Origin of the sequence: Streptomyces carpinensis (genome assembly GCF_002154505.1) — a bacterium.
GTDB classification, from domain to species: domain Bacteria; phylum Actinomycetota; class Actinomycetes; order Streptomycetales; family Streptomycetaceae; genus Streptomyces; species Streptomyces carpinensis.
On record NZ_MUBM01000088.1, the window covers coordinates 53,972 to 73,932 of the forward strand.

Consider the following 19,961-nt stretch of genomic DNA (forward strand, 5'->3'; position numbering starts at 1 on the left):
ACGCTCAGGGGCGCACCCGGAGTGGGAGTGACTCTGCGATGTCACCCAGGCGTCGCACATCGGTCATTCAACCGATGCGTCAGGATGCCGACCCGTGGAAGCGCCGCTGACTCTCCGCATCGTCCGGCCCCCCACGGCGGGCACGCGTTCGTGTCGGCGTCGCCACCGGGTCGACGTGACCGTGATAGGGCTGTGTGGGCAGTGGCTCAAGGTCTCGGTTCGGGGCGCCCTGTTCGGCGGCGTCGACGCTGAGGCCCCAGCGGGTCTTGTCGGCCACCCGGTCGGTGACGTACGTGCACCGGTGGCCCTCGGCCGGCGGCAGCCAGGTGGTCCGGGCCTGGTCCGCCTTCGACCGGTCCGACCCAGCCGAGACCGCGATCTTACGGGCGAAGCGCATCGCCGGTGGTCGTCAGGTCCAGCTGTTGCACCCACGATGCCGTTGCAGCCGGAGTGGAGGCAGGACGGCGGCGCGGCGCCGATGTCGCGCGCACGTGGTTCCGCGAGCGGCCGGGGGGACCGGTCAACGGCACGAGCCCCGTCAGTCGTTCACGGGTCCGTGGCAGCGGGCGCTGCCCTCGTCTGTGTAGTCCGTGCCGTTGGCGGCCCGGTAGCTCCAGGTGTAGCCGGTGGGCTGTAGGGAGAACCGGATGACGCCGTAGGAGGTGTCGTTGCCGGTGACGCGGTTGGGGGCCTTCTCCGCGGGAGCGAGAGTGTCGAGGGCCTCGCCGCCGGTGCCGACAACGAACTGGGAGATCCCCTTCTTCGGGTCGGGACGGCCGTCCGGGTCCTGCGGCGCGAAACGGGCGTACAGGTGCTCGTGTGCGTTGAGCACGACGTCCACCCCGGACCGGTAGAGCATCGGCCACCAGGTGCTGCGGGACAACCGGCCCTCGTCCGAGAGGTTGTCCATGGCGGTGAAGGCCGGCTGGTGCCAATAGGCCAAGGTGCAGGGCGCGTGGTCGTCGGCGAGGTCCTGGCGCAGCCACTCCGTCTCCTGCTTGACCCAGTCGCCGTCGGGGGAGCAGCCGCCCGCCTGGTCCTTGCACTCGGCGTTCAGCGAGATGATGTGCCAGGCGCCCAGGTCGTAGGAGTACCAGCCCTCGCCCGTGGTGCCGGCCTGGCCGTGCGTCCGCGGGATGGGCTGCCCCTGGGCGTCGACGAGCGGGTTCCCCTGGCCGTCGAGGCTGAGGCCGTTGTAGTAGGCGTAGTAGCCGGCCCCGTCGACGCCCTTCTCGCCGTCCTTGTAGTCGTAGAACTCGTGATTGCCTGGAACAGGGCGCTGGAGATACTTGAAGGCACCATAGGTGCGGTCGAAGGAGCCCATGAAGTCGTCGTAGCGGCCGACTTGGTACTGCTGGTCGCCGAGCAGGGCGACCAGATCCGGCTGCAGGGCCTCGATCTGGTCGGCGGTCGCGGCCTGGGCGCTGCGTTTGGTGTCGTTGCACAGGTACTTCTGGTTGACCGCCGGCGCGTCACCGTCGGGCTCGCAGGAGATGTCGCCGACGGCGGCGAGGACGGCCGTCTTCCCGGACGGGGCGTCGTACGGCCAGGGATTATGCTCGGTCACGGCCGAGTTGGCGGTCGCCGCGAGCAGCAGGACGCCGCCGACGGCGGCGGCCGAAGCGGCGAGGGTACGACGTCGCATCCGGTGCTCCTTCCCCGCTCCGCCTGCGGGAGCGGGCTTCTGAGGTCAGGTCAGCGTGGGCGGCTTCTCCGGTGTGCCGTGAGCAGCCTCGTCCGCGGGAAGAGTCGATGGGAATTTCCTGTGGAGACAACGTGCACAGTATGTGCCTGAGGCTGCTATGTGTCAGCCAGTTCCGCGAACCGGAACGTATCAGGGCAGACAAGCCTCCTACGACGTCCGGCGGTCGCACGGTCGAACCCGTTACCGAGGAGGACTTCTGATGCGCAGCGTGACCTGTTCGATGAGCGTCTCACTCGACGGCTACATCGTCGGGCCGGACGGCGAATTCGACTGGACGACGCCCGACGAGGAGATCTTTCGCTCCTGCATCGACGAGATCCGAGAGGTCGGCGTCCACCTGTTGGGACGACGGCTGTACGAGACGATGCTGTACGGGGAGACCGCCGACCCGGATCCCTCGCTCGACGACTCGATGCTCGAGTGGACCGCGATCTGGAAGCGGCTCCCGAAGGTGGTGTTCTCCACCACGCCGTCGGCGGTGCAGGGCAATGCCCGCCTGGCCTCCGGCGGCCTGGCGGAGGAGATCGAGCGCTTGCGAGCCGAGCCGGGGGAGGGCGACATCGCGATCGGCGCCGCGCTCTCGCCGCCGAGGCGGCCGCGTTGGATCTGATCGACGAGTACCGGCCCAGGGTCTACGCGGTACTGGTCGGCGGCGGCATTCCGTTCTCTCCCCAGCGCGAGCGCCGGGTGGACCTCGAACTCGTCGAGACCCGCACCTTCAACTCGAGAATCGTCTACCTCCGCTACCGCGTGGCGCGCCAAGAGGGCGTTCGGTCTGGGTAGTTGGTGTTCTGGGATGTTTTCGTGACGGGTGGCGTCAGCGGTCGTCGCACGGTGTGTGAGTGCTCGCCGTCCGTACCACAGTGATGTGTCCGACGCCCGCTGGGCTCTGATCGAGCCGGTCATCACCGCATGGCGGGCGAAAGGAACCAGTCCCGGCACGGCGGCCCGGGTGCACGACCTGCGGGAGATCGTCAACGCCGTCCTCTACGCAGTTCGCCGATGGCGGCGGCGTCGAGTCCGTACGCACCGAACTCGGTGTCGTCGGTCCAGCCACATGGCTCGCGGAGAGCACGACGGGACTGGAGCCGGCCACAGCAACGTGACACCGGCCACCTTGTCTCGACGCCGGCCATGCGGGACCGTGCCGAGCCGACGGGCCGTTTGCTGACCTGGGCGAACCTCCGCCGGCCGGTCTTCACCGGAGGGCGTGCGAACCGGCTGCGCATGGGGGCCGCCGACGAAGCCCGAGAGAGGCAAATATATACTTTCCATATGCATGTAACTACCGGCGTCGGCGGTGGCCTGTCGGACGAGCAGCGCATCGAGAGCGCTGCCCACGGCCTGCTGCGCGACCTCGGCAGGCTCACCCGTGCGCTGTTCCGCGCCGGCGAGTTCGGACTGACCCGCAGTGAGGTGTCCGTGCTCGACGCCCTGGCGGACGCGCCTCTGCGAGTAACCGAACTCGCCGCGCGCACCGGCATGGTCCAACCCCGCGTCACCGTGTTGCTGCAGAAGCTGGAGGACCGGGAACTGGTCACGCGTCGGCGCTGCGCGACCGACCGGCGTGCGGTGGAGACCAGCCTCACCCCCGCCGGGCGGCGGCTGCTCGACCAGGGACGGCAGCGCATGGCCGCAGCCCTGCTGAGCGCACTGCACACCACCACCGTCGACGACTGCGAGCGCGCCGTGTGCGCGGCCCGGGAGTCCGTCGCGACACTCGCCGAAGCCATGGAACCGGAGGCCACTTGACCAGCCCCAGATCCGCCCGTCAGGAACTCGATCACAGCACGGGCGCGAACACCGCCAAGGCCGTGCGTACCGACGTCGCCCCCCGACGGGTCGCCGGTCCGCACAGATGGTGGGACTGGGTGCTGGTCGCCGACCCCGGACTGGGGCAGCTGCAGGCCGGCTGGCGGACGCTGGTCGCCATGGTCACCTCCCTCGCGGTCGGCTACGGCATGGCCCAGGCCCTCGCCGTCCCGACCATGATCGGCATGATGGTCGCCGGGATGATGGGCCTGATGAGCGCCTTCGCGGTGGCCGGCAACGACTGGATCCAGCTGGCCAGGCCCATCCTGTGGATGCCGTTCCCCTACACCGCGGTGCTCTGGCTCGCCGCGACCCTGCACGACGACCGTGCCCTGGAGATCGGCCTCGACGCCGCCGCGCTCGCCCTCACGTTCCTGCTGGCCCGGTTCGGCCCGCTGGCTCTGCTGACCGGCATGATGCTGTTCAACGGCCTGATGGTCGGCATCATCGCGGGCATTCCCCTGGCGATGGTGGGCAAGGCGTTCGCCGTCGCGCTGGTGTCCGCCGCCACGGTGCTGGTCACCCGGCTGCTGCTGTGCCACCCGATGCCGCGCGAGGACCTGCTCCGTACGCAGCGTGCCTTCGTCGTGGAGGCTCGTCGGCTGGCCGACATCACGGTCGACGCGCTGGACCCCGACGCCGACCTGAACCGGGTTGAGCGCCGGATGAACCGCTCGCTGCGCCGCCTGAACATCGTGACGGTCACGATCGACGCGCGCCTCGCCCAGCCGGAGACCGCCACCGACCCCGCCGTGGCCGAACTGCTGCACCGGCACCTGTTCGACGCAGAGCTGGCCCTGCGCGGCATCGCCCAGGCGGTGCAGGCGCTCGCGGCCCAGTCGCCGCCCGAACAGCTACGCCGGACGCTGGTGGTGGGTCTGCTGCTGGCCCGCGACACACCGCCGGCTCAGGCCAGTGGGCTGCGGCCCGCGGTGGAGATGATCCGCGAGCAGGCCGACACGATCCTGCGGGATTCGCGGGCCGACCCGCAGGCCGCCGAGTCCGCCGCCCTCGCCCGCCGGGTCGCCGAACTGCTGGACTCCCTGGCCGACTCTCTCGTCAGCTGGCTGACGCTGGGCGAGCAGACACCCAGCAGCCCCACCGCGGTGCCGTTCCAGCCCGCCGTCGCGCTGGAGAACAACCGGATCCCCGGCTCGGCCGAGCCGATGCGGCGGGCACTCACCGCCCGGACGCAGAGCGGCTGGCAGCGCGCCATCCCCTTCCTACGCGCCCCAGTGCACGCAGCCGTGGCCGCCGCGATCGTCTGCCCGATCGCCGACGCCATCGACCCGCGGCGCTTCTACTGGGGTTTGGTCGGTGTGATGATCACGCTGTTCGGGACCAACACCACCCACGAGCGGCTGCGCAAGTTCGGCCACCGCATGATCGGCACCGCCGCCGGCGCGGTGATCGGCGTGCTCCTGCTGCATGTGACCGGCCAGCACGTCTACTGGACGCTCACCGTCATCGTTCTGGGCCTCTCGTTCGGCGCCTGGGGCATGCAGCGGGCCTACGCCCTGTGGGTCTTCGGGTTGGTCGTCGCGCTGGTCCAGCTCTACGGGCTGACCACGCCGGACGGCACGATGAACCACCTGCTCGGCGAACGCCTGCTTGAGAACGGCGTCGGCATCCTGATCGCGACGGCGTGCGCCGCGCTGATCTTCCCGCTGTCCACCCGGGCGGTCGTGCGCGAAGCCGAGCACGGGTATGTGCAGGCGATCCAGAAACTCCTCACCCAGGTCTCGGCCCGCTGGGAGGAGCCGGAGAGCCCGGTACGGCTGCGGGGCGCGGCACGAGCCGTCGACGTCGCGCTGTTCCAGGTCGCGGAGGCGTCCCGGCCCGTGGTGCGCATGCCGCTCGGCGTGCGCGGGCGCGGCCCGCACCACCGTATGGCCCTGCTGAACACGGCCGCCGCACACGCCAGGGCGCTGGCGGCCGCCGCGGACGTCGACATCGACCTCGCACCGGACCTGTCGGAGCGGGCCCGGTTCATCACACGCACCTTCACCGATTCCCTGCGTGCGCTCGACCACCACCTCGCCAACGGCACCGCCCAGGGAGTCTGGCGCCGCGTCAGTCCGCTCGTCTGGGAGCTCCAGGCGGAGCTGCGGCACGCCGTTCCCGGTCCCCGCGTGCGACGGCTGCAGACCGCCCTGCACGAGCTGGACGCCCTCGACGAGGCACTGGCCGCGTTCGCCGAACAGTGCGGCCTTCCCCTGGCGGCCGACGCCGGCTGGGAACGCGGGCAGCCCGGTGCCATGAAGTGGCAGACTCACGCTGCGGCAACGGGCCGGGGCCGGCCACGCTCCTCGCAGCCCGCGGCCGCCCCTGCCGCCCACGCCGCGACGCCCACCATTACGCACGGTGCGGCCCGGACGGACCCCGCAGCCGCGGTGCCCGTAACCGGCTCGGTCCGCTGTGCCGCCCACCCCGGCGGGTGCCGCGCCCAGATCACCGTCATCAACGCGCGCGGGCAACGGGTCGCCCACACATACACCGACACGGGCCGCTACCGGCTCAGCCTGCCGCCGGGACACCACACCGTCGTCGTGTCGGCGCCCGAACACTCCCCGCTCGCCGAACCTGTCACGGTACGGGCGCCGCAACCGCACATACGGCTCGACATCCGCCTTTAGACGCAGTGCCGTTGCATTGGTGCTCCAGCGGCGTTTCGCCATCTGGCCTGGTCAGAGGCGGCGGAGGTGGTGAGGGGCGGTCCGGCAAGATCGCCCCTGGGGCAGCACCGGCTGCCTGCATCCCGGCGAGCCCGCGGCTCGGGTGCGGCATCGGCTTGGCTGGAACAAGGTGCCCGAGGTCACCGTCTGGTTCTGGATCACCAAGGTGTTGTGCACGACGGTCGGCGAGACCGCGGCCGACCTGTCGAACGGGAAGGCCGGCCTCGGGCTCACCGGCGTGTCGGTGCTGATGAGCGCCCTGCTGGCCTTCGTACTGGTTTGCGTCGGCAGCCCGCCTGCGATGACGTTTGCACACCGTCTGCCAGGGGCCGAACGCCTCGCGGGGCAGCATTGCGCAACCGCACGGCACAGCCGCTTGAAAGCGCCGCGACTGTGTCATGGCAGGCGGATGCGTGAGGTGGAGCCGTGACACGAAGCGCACAACGTGTCAGCCGGGTCTGAGCCGACTCTCCTCATGCGCGGTGCCTGCCGCGTTGCAGGCGGTCGTGACCGCCGCAGCAGAAGTCGGGCTCGCGCTGGTCATCTGCCGCCCGCGGTGCACTCGCGGTGCTGACGTGCGCCGCGCACAGCACCCGGTGCGCGCTGTCCATCATGTGATCACTGTCGGAAGCGGCATTGGCCAGGCTCGCGCAGCACACGGCCAGCAGGAGACCGCCCGTCACAAAGGGCAGCCTTCGGCGTGCGGGAGGCGGGGCCAGCAGTGCCCGTACGCGCTGCGGCACTGCCCCACCGGTCACGGCGAGTGCGGTGGGACGGGACGCACCGGCGGATGCAAGCGCGGCCCGCCCGACGGCGTGGGCGACGACCGTGCGGTCGCCGACACGTTCCGCGGCTTCCTCGTCGGCCCAGCGTTCCAGGACAAATCCGCCGGCGGCGGCCAGCGGCCGCAGCAGTGGGTTCAGGGCGGCCGTGAGGCGCCAGAGGCCTTGGAAGAGGTGGTGACGGCCGCGCAGATGCGCCCGCTCGTGCGCGAGCAGTGCCTCGCGCTCGTCGTTGCCCAGACAGCGCAGCATCCCGCGGGAGACCACGATCCGTCCTGGCGCGCCGGGCAACGCGAAGGCCAGCGGAGTGTCGTCGTCGACCACAGCCAGCTCAATCTCCCCGGGCAGGTCGGCACACTCCCGCCGCGCCCGGATGAGGTGACGGGCCTGGCGTATCGCCGCCACGCCCAGCGAGACGATGCCTGCGGTGAGCACCAGGGCGCTGCCGACCGCGACGACGAGGTAGACCGGGTCTTCGGCGCGCAGTGCGGCCACGGACCAGCGGCCCTCCTCCGCGATCTGCGGGATCTGTGCCACGCCGGTGAAGGCCAGCAGGGCGAGCGATCCTGTCCAGCCGACCGCTGTGACAAGCGCGGCGCAGGCCAGGGCCCAGGCAGCGGGGCGTGGGGGCAGCCGGCGCACCATGCGGGGCGCGAGCACCGTGAGTGTGGCCGTGACGACGAACGGGACGTAGACGCTGATCAGCACCGGCTCACCGTTTCCTGCGCTCACCCTCGCCGTGTCCGCCGTGTTCGGACAGCAGCTGGTGCAACACATGCTCGTCCTGCGCGGAGAGTTCCGAGACGAAGCGGGCCAGCACCGCCTCGCGGTCGGGGATGCCCTCCAGCAGGGACCGCATGCGTTGGGCGGTGTGGGATGCCTCGTCGCGGGCCGGCTCGTAGACGTATCCGCGACCTTCGCGGTGCCTGACGACCATGCCCTTGTCGTGCAGCCGGGACAGAATGGTCAGGACTGTTGTGTAGGCCAGGTCGCCCGTCAGCCGTTCCCGGACCCGGCGTGCGGGCAGCGGGCCGTCCGCGGCCCAGAGCGCGGCGAGCACATCGTTTTCCAGCCGGCCTCGCGCCCGCCTGCCAGTCGCCCCGCGGGCTTCTCCTCGGTCTTCCACCGTCCGCCTTCCTTCGCCAAGCGCCCGCAAAGAGTACCCGGCCGCTACTACGCCCCGGTGCTGTGGACCTGCTGGAACGGGGGCCGGAGAGCACACGCCACCCCGGAGTCCGTGCACCGCAATCGCGGTGAGGCCCTCTACGGCCGTCCGTACGGCACCGGTCGACCGGTGAACGCGTCCAGCAGCACACGGTCGCCGAGCGGCCGGTCCAGGTTCACCGTCACCATCTCGCGGAGCGCCTGGTCGGTGCAGGGACCCTCCTTCGTCCCGACGACGGACGCGGACAGCACGACGCTCCCGTCCGTCTCCAGCACATCCACGGCAGGACCGTCGTCGCAGGCCCCGTGGTCGGCGATCACCGTGACGGACCGGCCGTCCCCCGCCGTCCCGACCAGCCGCGGAAGCGGCTGCAACGTGTCGCTGGGCCCCTGCGCGACCGGCTCGACCGGCGGCGTGGAAGGCTTGAACGGGTGGACGGCGGCCTGCTTGAGCGGAGTGTCGTAGCCGTCCAGGGTGAAAAGCCAGGCCGGGACGGTCGCCGGGCCGCGGCTGGTGGCCAGGGTCATCTCCCCCAGCTTCGCCCCGGTCACGATCAAGCGCGGTCCGTCGTCGCTGCCATGGGCCACTGCCTCGTACGCCTCCTGCGCCTCCATCAGCGGCAGCGTGAGCGAGTCTCCGCTCTCCCACTTCACCCGGCCGTCCTTCCGCGGCGCGGCGGGGAGTCGGCCGTGCAGGGTGAAGTTGTGGTTCCCGTAGGCCTGCTTGTCGGCTGCGTCATGGAAGGCGTCCTCGGGCAGTTGGACCCCCTCTTCGGTCGGGTAGTAGCCCTTCCGCCAAGCCCGGGCGGCCTCGGAGCCGTCCCAAGCGTCGGCGACCTGACGAGCGCGGGCCTCCGCCACGGGGCTGGGGCCAAAGACGCGGGACTGAGCGCCACGACCGCTGCCCTGTTCGCTGCCGCAGCCGGTGACGGCCCCGCCCGCTGCGGCGGACAGGGCGAGGACGAGGAACAATCGGGCGGTGCGTGCGGACATGGGTCCCCCTGAAGCCGATGGTGACGAGCACACGCTTCGCGGTGTGGGCTCGCGGCGTGTCGCTCCTATGACGTGACACACCGGGACCGGGTTTCGTTCGGCGCGCCCCGGAGGTCCCTGCCCCTAGCTGGTGGTGCCGGCCTCGGCGTGATCAGAGCGAGCTGTAGGCCGCAGGAGACGCGGCCTCGCTAAGCAGTCGGCCCGCTGGAGGTGCACAGTGCTGCGCAGGCCACCAGCGTCCATTGCGCACTCCACGGCACAGCAGGAACTACCCATTGCGCAGGCCCGACCATGACGGCCAGGACCCCGCCAGGCACGACAACAACACGTCAGCGCAGTGCGCAGCCCGCCGACCGGAGATTGCGCGGCACCCGGCACCGCTGCGCATCGGCCCGGCCGGTGGCGCCGCGCGCGACTGCACGGCCGCGCAGCCACGGCGGGGTCTGTGGGGGATTCGTCCGGCTGATGGTGCCGGCGCGTCATCGACGTGGATCAATGCAGACCGTGGCGGGACGCGGGAGTGCTCAGAGCATCACTCCGGCACCGTGTCCTCGCAGCTCTCCGAAACTCTCACCACGCCGAAGACCACCGGGAAATGAGTGATCTGCTGGTTCGGGTCCGGCTTGGAGTTGCAGATCTTCCACTCAGCCGGGTCGTCCACCGGACGGTCCCGCCCGCTCGCGTCCTCGAAGATCATGTCGATTTCGGAACTCATCTGCTCCTGCGCACGCCCGGCGTTGCCACCGACGACGTCGGGCATGACGGCGGCGACCGGCTCCGGGTTTGCCGAGCGGTGCGTCTCGCCCGATCCCGAGCCGGCAGACGTGCCCGCAGGGACCGCCGGCGCGGACGACGCGCCGCAGGCGGTGACCGAGGCCAGGAGCGTGACGGCGAAGGCGGATCTCAGGAGCTTGGTGCTGGTCATGTCTCCCCCATTTGACGGCAGTTCAGAGCAGTCTCCACGGTGCATGAAGGGGAAGCACCATTTCCTTGATCACGATTCGAAGACCACCGCGGGTCGGCAGCCGGCACCACGGCCGCCTTTGCTCGGCCGGTTGAGCCCTGACCGCGCCGGTCTGGCGCACCCGGACCGCGACAACCCCGACCTGCAGGTTCAGGGTGCACATCGTTCACTGGCCGACCGGCTCTTCACGCAATCCGAGCCCGTCGGCCCAGGCAACCCGCTTGTTGACCTCGACTAGATACTCAGTGTAGATACTGAGGTATGACTGTTCCTCTGGCCCTCCTCGGACTCCTCGAACGGGAGTCGAGCCACGGCTACGACCTCAAGCGCGACTACGACACCTACTTCGGCCGGGGTAAGCCGCTGCCCGCCGGGCAGGTCTACTCGACCCTGGGCCGGCTCGCCCGCGACGGGAAGGTCGAGATCGGCGAGACCGGGCCTGGGTCGGGGCCGGACCGCAAGCGCTACGTGATCACCGAGCTCGGGGTCACGCAGGTCGAGAGCTGGCTGACCGAGCCCGTTGCGGGTGAACCACACCTGCAGACGGTGCTGTTCACAAAGGTCGTTCTGGCGGTGCTGCTCGAGCGCGACCCCCGCGTGTACCTCGACATCCAGCGCGCGGCCCACATGGAGCGGATGAGGGAGCTGACCGAACTGCGCCGGACCGGCAGCACGATCGACTCGCTGCTGGCCGATCACGGCGTGTTCCACCTGGAGGCCGATCTTCGGTGGATGGACCAGACCGTGGCACGGCTCGCGGCTCTGACAGCGGAGGTGCGCTCATGAGTTCGGACGATGGCTTCCTCGTGCAAGCGCGGGATGCTGTCCTGTCGTTCGGGCAGACGCCCGCGCTGCAGGGCGCGAACCTCTCCGCCCGCGCCGGCGAGATCCTCGCCGTCACCGGCCCGAGCGGCTCCGGCAAGTCCACGCTGCTGCACTGCCTGGCCGGGATCCTCGTCCCCGACTCCGGCGAGATCTGGTACGACGGCCGCCGCATCGACACCCAGGGCGAGCCCGAACGCAGCACGATGCGCCGGGATCACTTCGGCTTCGTCTTCCAGTTCGGTCAGCTCGTCCCCGAGCTGACCGCCGAGGAGAACGTCGCCCTGCCGCTGCTGCTCGCCAAGTCCCGCAGGGCGAGCGCGCTGGCCGAGGCCCGGTCGTGGTTCGGGCGGCTCGGCCTGGACGGCCTTGAGGGGCGCCGGTCCGGCGAACTCTCCGGCGGGCAGGCACAGCGTGTCGCCCTGGCCCGCGCCCTGGTCTCCCGGCCCAAGGTGCTGTTCGCCGACGAGCCGACCGGGGCGCTCGACTCGCTCACCGGCGAGCACGTGATGGACCTGCTGGTCGCCTCCGCACGGGAGGAGGGCACCACCGTCGTCCTCGTCACGCACGAGCCGCGGGTGGCCGCCTACGCGAACCGCGAAGTCATCGTCCGCGACGGCAAGGTCACGCCGCTCTTCGTCGAACGGCTCACCTCGTGATCCGCCTCGGCCTGCGCCTCACCCTGAGCGGCGGCAGGGAGGCCGGCGCCCGCCTCGCCGTCATCGTGGCCGCCGTCGCCCTCGGCGTCGGATTGCTGCTGAGCATCCTGGCGGCCATCAACGCCACCGCCGTTCAGAACAGCCGGAACGCCTGGCTCAACACCGGCTCCGGCAAAAGCGCGACGAGCCAGTCCGCGGCAAGGGCAGACACCGACCCGCTGTGGTGGCTGCTCAGGGCGGACCACTTCGAAGGCAAAACCATCGGCCGAGTCGATGTCGCCGCCACCGGCCCGAACTCTCCGGTCCCGCCAGGACTCTCACGCCTTCCCGGACCGGGCGAGTTCTACGCCTCACCGGCCCTGGACAAGCTGCTCCGCTCCACCCCGGCCGCCGAACTCGCCGACCGCTATCCCGGCCATCAGGTCGGCACGGTCGGCAACGCGGCGCTGCCGGGCCCCGACTCCCTGATCGTCGTCATCGGCCACAGCCCCGACCAGCTCGCGAAGCAGCACGACGCCACGCAGGTCACCACGATCACAACCGCGCCCCCCAGCAGCTGCAACGGCACGAACTGCACGGTCAGGGCGGGCATCGACAGCGGGGGCGTCAAGCTCATCCTCTCCGTCGCGGGCACCGCCCTGATCTTCCCCGTGCTCATCCTGATCGGCACGGCCACCCGGCTGGCAGCCGCCCGCCGCGAGCAGCGCTTCGCCGCGATGCGCCTGGTGGGTGCCACGCCACGGCAGATCTCGATGCTCTCGGCCGTCGAGTCGACGGTTGCCGCGGTCATCGGCACGGCCGTCGGCTTCGGCCTCTTCTACCTGTTCCGTACGCAGTTGGCGGCGGTCAACCTCACGCGGACGCCGTACTTCGCCGGCGATCTCACGCTCCGGACCGGCGACATCCTGCTCGTCGCTGTCGCCGTCCCGGTGGGGGCCGCGATCGCGGCCCGGATCGCCCTGCGCCGCGTCCAGGTCTCCCCGCTCGGGGTCACCCGGCGCGTCACGCCGCGTCCGCCTCGGGTCTACCGGGTGATCCCACTGGCCGCCGGCATCGCCGAACTCTCGTACACCATCGGCCGGGTGCCCAGGAGCACCAACGGCCAGATCTGGGTCTTCGTCCCGGGAATCCTGCTGGTGCTGACCGGACTCGTCATCGCCGGACCCTGGCTGACCATGGCCGGAGCCCGCGTCCTGGCCCGGCATACCAGTCGGCCCGCGCTGCTCATCGCGGGCCGGCGGCTCGCGGACGACCCCAAGGCCGGCTTCCGCGCGGTCAGCGGGCTGGTCCTCGCCCTGTGCGTCACCAGCGCGGCCGTCGGGATCATCGGCTCCCTGAACGCCGAGCGCGGCATCCCGCAGGCCGGCCGGACGGTCGCCGGCGCCTTGGACGCCAACTACGCCCACGGGTTCGACCGCACCACCGGACGTCAGATCGGCAGCGTGCCCCCGCTCTCCAAAGCCGCGCTCGGCGACCTGAACTCCGTACCGGGCGTCAAAGGCGTGCTGATGATCCACACGAACCCGCTCGGCACCACGGACCCGGCCTTTCAGGGCCCCCAAGGTTCCGTGGCACCGCCGGTGGCCGGCCTTGCCTCGTGCGCCGAACTCGCCAAGATGCCGGCCCACAGCACATGCGCCTCCGGAGCCCAAGCGGTGTCGCTCACCCCGCACTACGGCAGTTTCGGCACGTACCGCTGGCAGCACTGGCCTACGGCATGGCCCGCCGCCGCCATCTCCGCCCAGCGGCTCGCCCGCCTCCCGGTCCAGGAGATCGTGGTGGCCACCGACGGGTCGACGTCGGCGATCGAACGCGCGCGCACCGTCCTCGCAAACTCGTATCCCGACCAGGACGTCCCGTGGACCCTCCACGAGGAACATGCAAACAGCGGCGAACAGCTCGCCGGATACCGGCAACTGGCCAACGTGGTGGTCCTGGTCAGTTTCCCCATCGCCGGCTGCAGCCTTGCGGTGAGCGTGGCCGGCGGCCTGCGCGACCGCAAGCGCCCCTTCAGCCTGCTGCGGCTGACCGGTACACAGCTCGGCGTGCTGCGGCGGGTGGTGCTTCTGGAGAGCGCGGTCCCGCTCCTGGTGGTCGCCGTGGTGGCGATCGGGATGGGCTTCCTCGCTGCCCAGCTGTTCGTCCAGGCACAGTTCAGGTACTCGATCCGGGCACCGGGGATCCAGTACTACGCGATCGTGCTCGCCGGGCTCGTCGCCTCGCTGGGGGTCATCGCATCCACGATGCCGCTGCTCAGGCGCATCACGGGACCCGAGACGGCACGCAACGAGTAGCAGGAACGGCGACGGCTCGGACCGACTGACCGCAGCAGGTCCGAGCCGTCCCACGTGGTCAGAAGGAAGCCGCCTAGTAGCTGTCGTAGCTGGGCTTACCGTTCGGCCGGTAGACGCCGACGATGGTGCCGCCCTTCGTCGTCGAGACGCTGACCGGCTCCAGCGCAGTGGGGATCGCCCCGTCGGCGAACAGCCGCTTGCCGGTGCCGATGATCACCGGATGGATGGTCAGCCGGTACTCGTCGACGAGGTCGTGCTGCATGAGGGTCTGGGCGAGGTCGCCACTGCCCACGACGTTGATGTTGCCGCCGTCGGACTCTTTCAGCTTGCGTACGGCATCGACGATGTCGCCCTCCAGCAGCGTGGAGTTCTGCCACTCGACCGATGTCAGGGTCCGAGACGCCACGTACTTGTGCATGCGGTTCATCCGATTGGTGAACGGGTTGCCGGGATCGGCGGTCGGCCAGTACGACGCGAAGATCTCGTACGTCTTGCGGCCGAGCAGCATCGCGTCGGAGAACTCGTACCAACCGGCGATGGCCGTGCCGACCTCGTCGTCGGCCACCGGCTTCTGCCAGCCGCCGTGCTCGAAGCCGCTCTGAGTGTCCTCGTCCGGACCGCCCGGCGCCTGCATGACGCCGTCCAGCGTCAGGAACGTGCAAACGATGATCTTGCGCATGGTGCGCTCCCTTCGTCGACGGGTAGACCGCACGACCGCCGGAAACTCATCGGCGGAACTTCCGCGGCGCAGCACCAGGGCCGTCGTCTGGATCAGGCCGGCTGTGAAGTGCGGTACCTCTTGGCCGACCCGAGGGGGTCCGGTCCGCAGATACACCCCTGCGCTTAACCGCGGCCGGCGGGCAAGAGGTGTTCCCATGTGAGTAGTTCGTAGGTCCGTCCCTTGTCGGCAACGGTCTCGGGTGCCGAGTTGGAGGGGTGGAAGCCGGCAGATCGCGCAACGGCGATGCTGGGGTCGTTGCCGGGTTCGATCTCGAGGATCACCCGCGGCAGGGCGACGGTGGTGTGCGCGTACTCGGTCATTGCCCGAAGAGCGCGCACTGCCAGTCCCTGTCCCCGGTGAGCTGCACCCACGATGTAGCCGACGCTGCCGGTGGCCCGGTTCAGCAGGACTTCTCCCAGTGCCCGCCGCCCATCGGTGGTGATGGCCAGGTGGATACGCTCGTTCCCGCGTCGCGCCTGGCGTGCGCTGTCCAGGTATCGCAGCGCGGCGGCCTGGTCGAACGGCGTCTCCAAGGGGGTCCGGTATGCGACGTCGGGATCGTCGAACAGCTCTTGCATGACGGCGAGGTCCTCGCTCGTCCATTCGCGAAGCAGCAGGCCGTGAGCGGTGAGACGGAGGGGGTGCGTGTCCATGGCGATCTCATTCTGCCCTGCCGCCGTACACCGTGGCTGCTGAAGAAGCTCAACCCGAGGACACCGCGTGGGCGCGGGTGAGGTGAGCGAGCGGCCGGGGTGCTGCGACGAGGACCTCGCGCCCCGAGTAGCCGCCCTTCGCCCCCAGGGATCCTCGCGCACCGGCGCGCCGACGACCAGCGGCCCGGCATCCCGCAGCGTCTGGGTGATCTTGTCGCCGCTCACGGCGATGGGCAGCAGTGCAGGGTGCTGCGCGAGGCCGAGCCGTCGGCCCCGGGGCAGTTCCTAGTCACCGTCGTCGGCGATCTGGTTCAGGCCCCGGCGCCGGTTCTTCCCGGAGCGGCGCAGCAGCTCTCCCGCGGCGAGCGTCACGGTCGCCACGACGCGGGCCCAGCGGGGCCCGCCGCGCTCCGCCCACACCACACATACGCACCCGCCGACGGCGAGCACCACGATGCCGATCAGCACCAGAACAGCCATGTTCCCCACCCCTACGTTCATTCGGACGGTTCTGTTGATCGTCTCAGGCTGGGAAGGGATGCCCCACCGGGATGTCCCGCCAAGACGCCGACCGGGGAGCATGCCGCACGAGCCGGAGAGGGTGGGTCTGGTACAGCGTTCCGACCATGGCCCCGGCCATGATGTCCAGGACCCCCACCGTGAGCGGGACGGCGTGTCGGGGTTGAGAGCGCGGAATCCGTTGCAGGGGGTAGCGCTCGGCTGTCGGCCTGCCAACACTGGTGCGCACACCGGCGGGCGGAGAGGGTACGGGCATGGCGACGCGCACGGAACCGGAGCGGTCGGCGTTACCGGAGCGGCGGCCGGAGTTGGACGCGATCCGGATGCTGGTCGTGATCGGGCTGGTCTTCTTCCACTCGGCGCTCGTGTTCGCCGCTGACGACGACTTCTATGTCAAGAACGCCCAGACCACCGAAGCCGTCCTGATCACCGCCGGGTTCGGGGTCGTGTGGGCCATGCCGCTGCTCTTCCTCATCTCCGGCCTGGGCGCCTGGCACTCGCTGCACCGCCGCGGCGCAGGCGGCTTCGCCAAGGAGCGGTTGCTGCGGCTGGGGGTGCCGCTGGTGTTCGCGACCCTCGTATTGAACCCGCTGCCGCAGTGGCTGCGGGCCCGCTCGGCCGACGCCACCTACCACGAGTCGTACCTCGGATTCCTGCCCCGCTTCTACGACGTGCGCCTGGCGCCGGCAGAGTTTCCCTTCCTCGTTCAGGGCGAGCACTTCGAGACCGGCCATCTCTGGTTCGTCGTGCTCCTGCTGGCGTTCTCCCTCATGCTGGCGCCGCTCTTTCGATGGCTGCCGCGTGAGCATGTGCGCCACACCTGCGACCGGTTGGCGCACACGGTGCTGCGCCGGCGCGGCACCGTGCTGCTGCCGGCCTTAGCTTTCGCCGCGATCTGCGCCTTCGCGCGGATGGAGGAGGACTTCGCGGGCTGGCACCGCTGGTCGTACCTGCTGTTCTTCATCGCCGGTTTCACGCTCGCCGCCGACGACCGCTTCCGTGCCGTGATGCGGCGCGACGCCGGGCTTGCGGCCTGGCTCGGCGTCCTGTTGTTCGCGGCATGCGGTCCCGGCTTCGCCTTGGCAGACAAGCCCTTCACTGAGGCGACCGTCCTGGCCACCGCGTCACGAGCGCTGTTCGGCGCGGCCGGATGGTGTCTGGTGGTCGCCATCCCGGGCCTTCTCGACCGCCGACGGCTCCGGCACCCGCCGGCGGCACCGAACCCGGATCCGACGACGCGCCGGCGCCTCCACGGCTATCTCGCCGCCGCCGTGCTGCCCCTGTACGTCCTGCACCAGCCGATCGTGGTCGCCGTCGCGTACTTCGTGGTCGGCTGGCCGGCACCGATCCCCGTCAAGTACACCGTGCTCGTCACGATCGCCCTTGCCCTCACCCTCGCCATGTACGAGCTGCTGATCCGCCGCACGCGAGCAACCCGTTTCCTGTTCGGGATGCGGCCCTGACGGTGTCTCCAGTGCGCTGATCACGGCCACTCGTCGATAGCCATTACAAGGACGGTCGACCCGTAGTGGGCCGCGAGCTTGGTGCCCCCATGGAGGTCGACTGCGTGTGGATGCCCGCCGACCGTTCGCAGCGGGACGCCGGCTCAGACGGTGTCGATGGAGAGTCTCGGTGCGGCACTGACGATGGCATGCACGGTCTCGGCGACGAGCCGCCGGTCCAGGGGGGCGTCGTCGAAGGCGCGGTGCATGGGCCAGCCCTCGATCAGCGCGTCGAGCGCGCGGGACACCCCGGGCGTGAAGTGCAGGGCGAGACTGTCCCGACTGCGTTCGAGCCAGGCGCGGGTGGTGGCGGACACTGCCTCGTTGTGGTTGGCGTAGGCGTACATCTCGAAGATGAGTGTCATCTCGCGATCCGTGGCATAGGCCGGTCCGCAGATCAACTCGACGACGGCTTCCTCGGCTTCGGCCATCGATTCGGCCGCCTGCACGGTCTGGCGGTAGAGCAGGGACATGGTGTCCGCCAGCCGGGCGAACGCCTGCGCGAGCAGGTCGTCGATGCCATCGAAGTAGTACGTCAACGAGCCGAGTGGCACCTGCGCCCGTGCCGCGATCTTGCGATGGGTGGTCTTGTGCACGCCGCCCTCGGCGATGACCTCGAGGGCGGCATCCAGGATGCGCTCCTTGCGCCCGGGATCGTTCGGGATCTCGCGTCGTGTGCCGCTCACGCCCCCAATGTGCCACGAGTCGACCACACCGGAGTGTGTACATGCGTACATGTAAGTGTGTACGCTCGTACAGACTTTTCACACGCCTGGAGCCACCGCCCGTGACCGCCGACCTCGCCCGCCGCCGCACCGCCGTCTTCGCCCTGTTCTTCGTCCCCGGCCTGACCATCTCCTCCTGGGTGACACGCACCCCCGACGTGCGCGACATGGTCCACGCCACCACGGCGCAGATGGGTCTCATCCTGTTCGGGCTGTCCGTCGGATCGATGATCGGCATCCTGTGCTCCGGCGCCCTCGTGGCCCGCTGGGGTGCGCGGCCGGTCATCGTGGCCGGAACGACGGCGGTGGCAGCCGCTGCCGCACTCATCGGCATCGGAGCAGCCGCAGGCTCGGGCCTCGGTGTGGCGCTGGGCCTCGGGGTCTTCGGCCTGGGAATGGGGGGCGGTGAGGTGGCCCTCAACGTCGAGGGCGCCGAAGTGGAGCGATTGCTCGGCCGCTCCACGATGCCGGCCATGCACGGCTTCTTCAGCCTCGGCACGGTCATCGGGGCGATCGGAGGGATGGGCCTGACGGCGGTCGCCTTCCCGGTTCTCATCCACCTGGCGGCCGTCGCCGCGGCGGCCCTGGCCGTGCTCGTCCTCGTGATCCGCCACGTCCCCCCAGGCGTGGGCCGACGCGCCTCCGCCAAGGGCCGCGAGGCGGGGGCGGAACGTGTCGCGGTGTGGAAGGACTCCAGGCTGCTGCTCATCGGATGCGTCATCCTCGCCCTCGCCATGGCCGAGGGAACCGCGAACGACTGGCTCCCGCTGGTCATGGTGGACGGCCACGGCTTCGACCCCGCCCTGGGCTCAGCCGTGTACGCCGTGTTCGCCGCCGCGATGACCCTCGGGCGTTTCACCGGCGGACACTTCGTCGACCGCTTCGGGCGAGCGGCCGCACTGTGCGGGAGCGCGATCATCGGGGCAGTCGGACTGGCCCTCGTGATCTTCATCGACAACCAGGTTGTCGCGGCCACCGCCGCGATCCTCTGGGGACTTGGGGCGTCGCTCGGGTTTCCCGTCGCGCTCTCCGCAGCGGGCGATTCCGGCGACCAGTCCGCCGCACGCGTCTCGCTGGCCGCCACCGTCGGCTATGTCGCGTTCCTCGTGGGCCCGCCCTCCCTCGGCTACCTCGGCGAGCACTTCGGGCTACGCCACGCGCTGATCCTCGTTCTCCTCCTGGTAGCGGCCGCTGCCTTCGCCACACCCGCCGCTCGCACACCGCGGACTGAACGAGACGGGGATCCGATCCGCGCGTGACACCCGAGCCCGAGAGGGCTGGCGAGGCAGGTGACAGCCTGCGTGATCGCGTCCACCGTCACTCCCGGCATTCAACCGCGTCGATCACGAGCATCTCACCTCGATGCCGGGCGCATGAGGCGCTATCGCTCATCCCGAGTGTTCAGCTGACCGTCTTCGAATCGCCGGTACGGGCGTCCGGGTCCCGTGTCGCGGCGGGAGCGGAGGACGCCTGGGCGAGCAGGTCGCTGAGGGCCTCGCAGTGCGTGGGGCCGATGGAGTCGGCCAGGACCTGGTTGACCGCTGCGGCCAGGGCGGGAGAGTGCTGGGCGAGCAGCCGCCGGGCCTTGTTGGTCAGCGTCAGGGCGACTCCGCGCCGGTCGCCGCAGACGGACTCGCGTACGACCAGGTCCGCGTGCTGGAGGCAGGCCACCTGATAGGTCAGGCGGGTCTTGGGGCGGCCGAGCAGCTCCGCGATCCGCGTCATCCGCAGGGTGTTCCCCGGCTGGTCGGCCAGCAGGCACAGGATGAGGAACTCATCGTGCGAGACCCCCATCGCCTCCTTCACATGTTTGCGCAACTGCTGCTCGACGGCGCCCGCCGCGGCGAGCACCCGCATCCAGGTCCGCAGCTCCGCCGGCAGCAGCCCGCCCCCGCCCGAAGCCGGACAGCCGGAAGCATCGCCGGTCCGGGAGGAGCCGGCGGAGGCGGGGTCGATGGAGCCGGGCATGCG

19 protein-coding genes and 2 pseudogenes are annotated in these 19,961 nt (G+C 70.4%); 10 read left to right on the forward strand and 11 right to left on the reverse strand.

Features of this window, described 5'->3' with window-relative positions; genetic code table 11:
- Nucleotides 1-79 precede the first annotated feature (79 nt).
- Nucleotides 80-397, reverse strand: coding sequence for a hypothetical protein (locus BZY54_RS13305; protein WP_086725386.1), 318 nt, complete (start codon nt 395-397; stop codon nt 80-82).
- Nucleotides 398-538: 141 nt separating this feature from the next.
- Nucleotides 539-1,645 carry a metallophosphoesterase family protein gene (locus tag BZY54_RS13310; protein WP_086725387.1) on the reverse strand — a complete coding sequence of 369 codons (1,107 nt, stop codon included), beginning with the start codon at nt 1,643-1,645 and terminating at the stop codon, nt 539-541.
- A 259-nt stretch (nt 1,646-1,904) separates the two neighbouring features.
- Here BZY54_RS13310 and BZY54_RS13315 point away from each other — a divergent pair.
- The 4 genes and pseudogenes from BZY54_RS13315 to BZY54_RS13335 form a co-directional block, all read left to right on the forward strand.
- Nucleotides 1,905-2,488 (forward strand): annotated as a pseudogene (locus BZY54_RS13315) (dihydrofolate reductase family protein).
- Nucleotides 2,489-2,980: 492 nt separating this feature from the next.
- Nucleotides 2,981-3,457, forward strand: a complete 477-nt coding sequence (locus tag BZY54_RS13325; protein WP_086725388.1) for a MarR family winged helix-turn-helix transcriptional regulator — start codon at nt 2,981-2,983, stop codon at nt 3,455-3,457.
- Entirely contained in the window at nt 3,454-6,153 is a 2,700-nt protein-coding gene (locus BZY54_RS13330) for an FUSC family protein (protein WP_244217141.1), read from the forward strand. The genes BZY54_RS13325 and BZY54_RS13330 overlap by 4 nt, the downstream gene beginning before the upstream one ends.
- 115 nt (nt 6,154-6,268) lie before the next feature.
- Nucleotides 6,269-6,472: pseudogene (locus tag BZY54_RS13335) on the forward strand (hypothetical protein); the annotation flags it as partial.
- A 193-nt stretch (nt 6,473-6,665) separates the two neighbouring features.
- Here BZY54_RS13335 and BZY54_RS13340 read toward each other — a convergent pair.
- The 4 genes from BZY54_RS13340 to BZY54_RS50855 form a co-directional block, all read right to left on the reverse strand.
- Nucleotides 6,666-7,706 (reverse strand): M56 family metallopeptidase, encoded by a 1,041-nt coding sequence (locus BZY54_RS13340; protein WP_425276275.1) that lies wholly within the window; start codon nt 7,704-7,706, stop codon nt 6,666-6,668.
- On the reverse strand, nt 7,687-8,100 hold the full coding sequence (locus BZY54_RS13345) for a BlaI/MecI/CopY family transcriptional regulator (RefSeq protein WP_086725390.1): 414 nt from the start codon (nt 8,098-8,100) through the stop codon (nt 7,687-7,689). The genes BZY54_RS13340 and BZY54_RS13345 overlap by 20 nt, the downstream gene beginning before the upstream one ends.
- 137 nt (nt 8,101-8,237) lie before the next feature.
- Entirely contained in the window at nt 8,238-9,131 is an 894-nt protein-coding gene (locus BZY54_RS13350) for a hypothetical protein (RefSeq protein WP_086725391.1), read from the reverse strand.
- A 532-nt stretch (nt 9,132-9,663) separates the two neighbouring features.
- Entirely contained in the window at nt 9,664-9,846 is a 183-nt protein-coding gene (locus BZY54_RS50855) for a hypothetical protein (protein WP_158103861.1), read from the reverse strand.
- A gap of 43 nt (nt 9,847-9,889) precedes the next feature.
- Between BZY54_RS50855 and BZY54_RS50860 the strand changes: the two genes are divergently transcribed.
- From BZY54_RS50860 to BZY54_RS13370, 4 genes are read left to right on the forward strand one after another with little or no spacing between them, the layout of a single operon-like run.
- The gene (locus BZY54_RS50860; RefSeq protein WP_158103862.1) at nt 9,890-10,333 is read left to right on the forward strand and encodes a hypothetical protein; all 444 of its coding nucleotides are present in this window, start codon (nt 9,890-9,892) and stop codon (nt 10,331-10,333) included.
- Between the two features lie 23 nt (nt 10,334-10,356).
- A complete protein-coding gene (locus tag BZY54_RS13360; RefSeq protein ID WP_069762004.1) occupies nt 10,357-10,881 on the forward strand; it encodes a PadR family transcriptional regulator in 525 nt (174 codons plus the stop codon).
- Nucleotides 10,878-11,576: an ABC transporter ATP-binding protein gene (locus tag BZY54_RS13365; RefSeq protein ID WP_086725393.1), complete on the forward strand. Its 699-nt coding sequence runs from the start codon at nt 10,878-10,880 to the stop codon at nt 11,574-11,576. Before BZY54_RS13360 ends, BZY54_RS13365 begins: the two co-directional genes overlap by 4 nt.
- Complete coding sequence (locus BZY54_RS13370) at nt 11,573-13,870, forward strand: FtsX-like permease family protein (RefSeq protein WP_086725394.1); 2,298 nt, start codon at nt 11,573-11,575, stop codon at nt 13,868-13,870. The genes BZY54_RS13365 and BZY54_RS13370 overlap by 4 nt, the downstream gene beginning before the upstream one ends.
- Nucleotides 13,871-13,943: 73 nt before the next feature.
- On the opposite strand, the gene BZY54_RS13375 is transcribed toward BZY54_RS13370, so the two are convergent.
- The 3 genes from BZY54_RS13375 to BZY54_RS13385 all read right to left on the reverse strand — a co-directional run bounded on the left by BZY54_RS13375 (nt 13,944) and on the right by BZY54_RS13385 (nt 15,724).
- Complete coding sequence (locus BZY54_RS13375; RefSeq protein WP_086725395.1) at nt 13,944-14,549, reverse strand: dihydrofolate reductase family protein; 606 nt, start codon at nt 14,547-14,549, stop codon at nt 13,944-13,946.
- 164 nt (nt 14,550-14,713) lie between these two features.
- Entirely contained in the window at nt 14,714-15,244 is a 531-nt protein-coding gene (locus tag BZY54_RS13380) for a GNAT family N-acetyltransferase (protein WP_086725396.1), read from the reverse strand.
- A gap of 285 nt (nt 15,245-15,529) precedes the next feature.
- Nucleotides 15,530-15,724: a hypothetical protein gene (locus BZY54_RS13385; protein ID WP_086725397.1), complete on the reverse strand. Its 195-nt coding sequence runs from the start codon at nt 15,722-15,724 to the stop codon at nt 15,530-15,532.
- A 293-nt stretch (nt 15,725-16,017) separates the two neighbouring features.
- On the opposite strand from BZY54_RS13385, the gene BZY54_RS13390 reads away from it, so the two are divergent.
- Nucleotides 16,018-17,226 (forward strand): acyltransferase family protein, encoded by a 1,209-nt coding sequence (locus tag BZY54_RS13390; protein ID WP_086725398.1) that lies wholly within the window; start codon nt 16,018-16,020, stop codon nt 17,224-17,226.
- Between the two features lie 143 nt (nt 17,227-17,369).
- Here the strand turns inward: BZY54_RS13390 and BZY54_RS13395 are convergent, their stop codons facing one another.
- Nucleotides 17,370-17,951 carry a TetR/AcrR family transcriptional regulator gene (locus tag BZY54_RS13395; protein ID WP_086725417.1) on the reverse strand — a complete coding sequence of 194 codons (582 nt, stop codon included), beginning with the start codon at nt 17,949-17,951 and terminating at the stop codon, nt 17,370-17,372.
- A gap of 101 nt (nt 17,952-18,052) precedes the next feature.
- On the opposite strand from BZY54_RS13395, the gene BZY54_RS13400 reads away from it, so the two are divergent.
- Nucleotides 18,053-19,249 (forward strand): MFS transporter, encoded by a 1,197-nt coding sequence (locus BZY54_RS13400; protein ID WP_086725399.1) that lies wholly within the window; start codon nt 18,053-18,055, stop codon nt 19,247-19,249.
- Between the two features lie 142 nt (nt 19,250-19,391).
- On the opposite strand, the gene BZY54_RS13405 is transcribed toward BZY54_RS13400, so the two are convergent.
- Entirely contained in the window at nt 19,392-19,958 is a 567-nt protein-coding gene (locus tag BZY54_RS13405; RefSeq protein ID WP_086725400.1) for a MarR family winged helix-turn-helix transcriptional regulator, read from the reverse strand.
- Nucleotides 19,959-19,961: the final 3 nt, after the last annotated feature.

Coding starts and splice junctions, on each gene's coding strand:
- BZY54_RS13380 (WP_086725396.1), bottom strand. CDS start 15,244: ATGGACACGCACCCCCTCCGTCTCACCGCTCACGGCCTGCTGCTTCGC.
- BZY54_RS13360 (WP_069762004.1), top strand. CDS start 10,357: ATGACTGTTCCTCTGGCCCTCCTCGGACTCCTCGAACGGGAGTCGAGC.
- BZY54_RS13390 (WP_086725398.1), top strand. CDS start 16,018: ATGGCGACGCGCACGGAACCGGAGCGGTCGGCGTTACCGGAGCGGCGG.
- BZY54_RS13350 (WP_086725391.1), bottom strand. CDS start 9,131: ATGTCCGCACGCACCGCCCGATTGTTCCTCGTCCTCGCCCTGTCCGCC.
- BZY54_RS13375 (WP_086725395.1), bottom strand. CDS start 14,549: ATGCGCAAGATCATCGTTTGCACGTTCCTGACGCTGGACGGCGTCATG.
- BZY54_RS13325 (WP_086725388.1), top strand. CDS start 2,981: ATGCATGTAACTACCGGCGTCGGCGGTGGCCTGTCGGACGAGCAGCGC.
- BZY54_RS13310 (WP_086725387.1), bottom strand. CDS start 1,645: ATGCGACGTCGTACCCTCGCCGCTTCGGCCGCCGCCGTCGGCGGCGTC.
- BZY54_RS13305 (WP_086725386.1), bottom strand. CDS start 397: ATGCGCTTCGCCCGTAAGATCGCGGTCTCGGCTGGGTCGGACCGGTCG.
- BZY54_RS50855 (WP_158103861.1), bottom strand. CDS start 9,846: ATGAGTTCCGAAATCGACATGATCTTCGAGGACGCGAGCGGGCGGGAC.
- BZY54_RS50860 (WP_158103862.1), top strand. CDS start 9,890: ATGACGGCGGCGACCGGCTCCGGGTTTGCCGAGCGGTGCGTCTCGCCC.
- BZY54_RS13405 (WP_086725400.1), bottom strand. CDS start 19,958: ATGCCCGGCTCCATCGACCCCGCCTCCGCCGGCTCCTCCCGGACCGGC.
- BZY54_RS13385 (WP_086725397.1), bottom strand. CDS start 15,724: ATGGCTGTTCTGGTGCTGATCGGCATCGTGGTGCTCGCCGTCGGCGGG.
- BZY54_RS13365 (WP_086725393.1), top strand. CDS start 10,878: ATGAGTTCGGACGATGGCTTCCTCGTGCAAGCGCGGGATGCTGTCCTG.